General features: G+C 61.9%; 3 protein-coding genes. All 3 read left to right on the forward strand.

The features are described from left to right. Nucleotides 1-2,077: hemagglutinin repeat-containing protein (locus AB4048_RS28570; RefSeq protein ID WP_442205315.1), on the forward strand; the 2,077-nt coding region annotated here is incomplete at its 5' end. After that, nucleotides 2,074-2,454 carry a hypothetical protein gene (locus AB4048_RS28575; RefSeq protein WP_442205316.1) on the forward strand — a complete coding sequence of 127 codons (381 nt, stop codon included), beginning with the start codon at nt 2,074-2,076 and terminating at the stop codon, nt 2,452-2,454. The genes AB4048_RS28570 and AB4048_RS28575, both read left to right, overlap by 4 nt. Nucleotides 2,455-2,570: 116 nt before the next feature. After that, a partial coding sequence (locus AB4048_RS28580) for a hemagglutinin repeat-containing protein (protein ID WP_442205317.1) occupies nt 2,571-3,107 on the forward strand: 537 nt, incomplete at its 3' end.

Raw genomic sequence — 3,107 nt, forward strand, 5'->3', positions numbered from 1 at the left:
CAGCCTGACGGTGCAGTCCAGCCTGATCAGCGCGGGGCAGAACATCGCCTCGGCCGCAAACGGCCTTGGCGGCGACAACAAGGCCTATGCGATCGCACCGGCGGCGCTCGCCGCCTACAAGGCCTATGACGCCCTGAAGAATATCGGCGAAGGCACGCAACCGCTTGCCTCCGCCTCGCTATCAGCCGGCTTCAGCTACTCGAAGAGCGAGATAGCGGCATCCTCTTCCTCGCCTGTTTTGACCACCGTCAACGCCGGCAACGCGGCCACGCTCAAATCCGGCGGCGACACGACGCTTGCCGGCGCCGTCGTCTCCGGGAATAGCGTCACCGCCGATGTCGGCGGCGATCTCGACATTATCAGCCGTCAGGCGACGGCCGCCTATAAGGAGAAGACGCTCGGCGCCTCCCTCGGCATCGATCTCTTCAGCGGCGCCGTTTCCGGCGGCGCGCAGCTCGGCAGGATCAAGGGCGACTATGCCAATGTCACCCAGCAGTCTGGCATCGTCGCGGGCACCGGCGGCTATCACGTCACCGCCGACGGCGATGTCGAGCTGAAAGGCGGCGTCATCGCCTCGACCGCCGATCCAGGGAACAACGAGCTCTCGGCCAATTCACTCACCTATTCCGACATCGCCAACAGCTCGAAGACGTCCACCTCGAGCTACGGCTTCTCGCTGACCCCGATCGGCATTCCGATCCCGCTCGTTAGCCAGCCGGCGAAGCACAGCGAAAAGGGTGAGACGTTGGCCACACTCACCCCAGGCCAACTAACGCTCACCAACCAGAGCCAGGATCTCTCCGGCCTCAACACCGATCTGTCAAAAGCAAACACCAGCGTTGAGCCGTTCGACATCGACAGGCTGAAGGCGCAGCAGGCGAGCGCTGCCGCACTATCGGAACTGCTGAATATCGGCGTCGGCGAGCTCTCCAAAAAGCTCGGCTTTGAGGAGGGCAGCAAGGAAAAGATCGTCCTGCATGCCGCCGTTGGCGCCATTGTCGCCAAGGCGGCGGGCGGCAATATCGCGGCCGGTGCGCTGGCCGGTGGCGCCAGCGAATTCGCCAACGGCGTGCTGCAGGACGTACTCAAGGTCAATCCGAACCTGACGGACACTCAGAAGAGCGCCATCACCCAATGGGTGGCGGCAGTCGTGGGCGTGGCAGTCGGCGGAACGCAAGGGGCTGCGACCGCGCTCGACAACGTCAACGACAACTATCTGACGCACAAGCAGCGCGAAGATCTCTCAAGCGAGTTGAAGGGCTGCGACAGCGAGCCTGATCCGGTCTCTTGCAAGGCCGCGGTTTCCCAGCGCTACATCGATCTGGACTTCGATCAGGATCGCCTGCTCGACGCATGCCGCACGACGAAATGCGTGCGCAATCTCCTGGGCGACCTGAACGAAAACCCGCAATTTTCCTATCGCGAGGTCCTGGAGTTGCAGAAGCTTGGGCTCAATGAAGCCGAAGCGCAGCGCCTGCTTGCCTATCAGGTTCAGGAGCGTTGGCTGACGGGCGACGCCAGCACGTTCGAGCAACACGTAATGGATGTCGCCGCGGGCGTTGGCTACTGCGAGGATCACGGCCAATCAGCCGGCTGCTTCGCGACCGGGCAAGCCCTCAAATACGTCTCCGAAACCGTCACCAACACGGCATACGGCGTTCTCGGTCTATCCGCGGCCGCGAAGGGTGGGGCAGCCGAGGGAGAGGCGGCGGCGGGTGATGAAGCAGTTGGTGGTCATCCCCTAGGCTCGACCCAGCCGTCAGGCGCTGGTGGAAACGCCCGAGCGAGCATAAGTGACATATTGCTGCCTAAAGGCGAGCCGGTTGGATATGTGAAGCCGGGAGCTGGCCAGAATATCCAGACTGTTACACCTGCACAATTTAGCCAACTTCAGTCTCAATTGATGGAAGGGTCCGCACCGGTGACGACTCCACCAGGCTATAAAGGAACGTGGTATCAAAGATCGGATGGGACGGTCTTTGGTCTGAGAACAAGTGACGACAGCGGCGCGACTATTGACGTAATCAAAAGCAATACCCCCAGTTTGCCCTCTGGCTTTAAGGTCCATCAACAATGAGATTTGATACCAGACATAGATTGTACGGGCACACAATTGCAGAACATATCAAAACTGTTGCTGAGGAGCTGCCGATCGATGCTGTCGGCCTGTGGCAGATCGTCCCTGCGGGACGATATGGTTTTGACTTGAGCGGCGGTGAGCTCGCCGAATTTGTGCAAAGGTGCGTGACGGCTCTTCTGGAACGGGGCGCAAAACCTGTCATGGGCGGCGGGGGAACCAAGTACGACTGGATACTCCAGCCACAATATGGTGAGACCAACGAGGAAGTCGCAAACGCCGTTCTGAGAGAATGGTTGGACGCGGGCGCTAGGGACACTGACCCCGGAGGTTTGTGGTTCGCGTTACTTTCACCTCATGTCGGGACGCCAGAATAGATGTGCTCAAGCGCTGAGGGTGCCTACCAACTCGATAACAGCGCAAGAAGGTACACGGCGATGCTACAGGGGACGTTGCCAAGCGCTTTGCCGGCTCCGGCGACGGCTTCTTCTCGATCTGGGGCAAGAACGAGAGGACCGCGGCCGACGGCTCGACCGTCGCGATCGGCTCGAACCTTGCGGCCGGCGGCGACGTAGCGCTTGCGGCGCGCGCCGGCGACGTCAGCGTCTTCGGCTCTTCGGTCACGGCCGGGGCGGACCTTTTGCTGAGTGCCGCCCGCGACGTCAACGTCACGCCGGGCGCCGAAAGCGCTTTCTCCTTGGAACAGAAGAAGCGCTCCGGCTTCGGCATCCAGGTGTCGTCCGGCAGCGGCTCGGCCTCGATCGGCATCGGCTTCGGCTCGGCCACCGACAAGACAAGCCAAGGCACTTCGACCAACGCCACCTCGACGCTTTCAGCCGGCCGCGACGTCACCATCGACGCCGGCCACGACGCCAACCTCCAGGCCGCAAAGGTCGCAGCCGGCCGCGACGCCGACATCCTTGCGGCCAACGACGTCAACCTGCTTTCGGCCGAGGACAAGAGCAACTACGAGGAGCTGCACAAACAGTTCTTCGCCGGCGTCAGCCTGACGGTGCAGTCCAGCCTGATC

Origin of the sequence: Rhizobium sp. RAF56, from assembly GCF_052113965.1 — a bacterium.
Classification (GTDB): Bacteria; Pseudomonadota; Alphaproteobacteria; order Rhizobiales; family Rhizobiaceae; genus Rhizobium.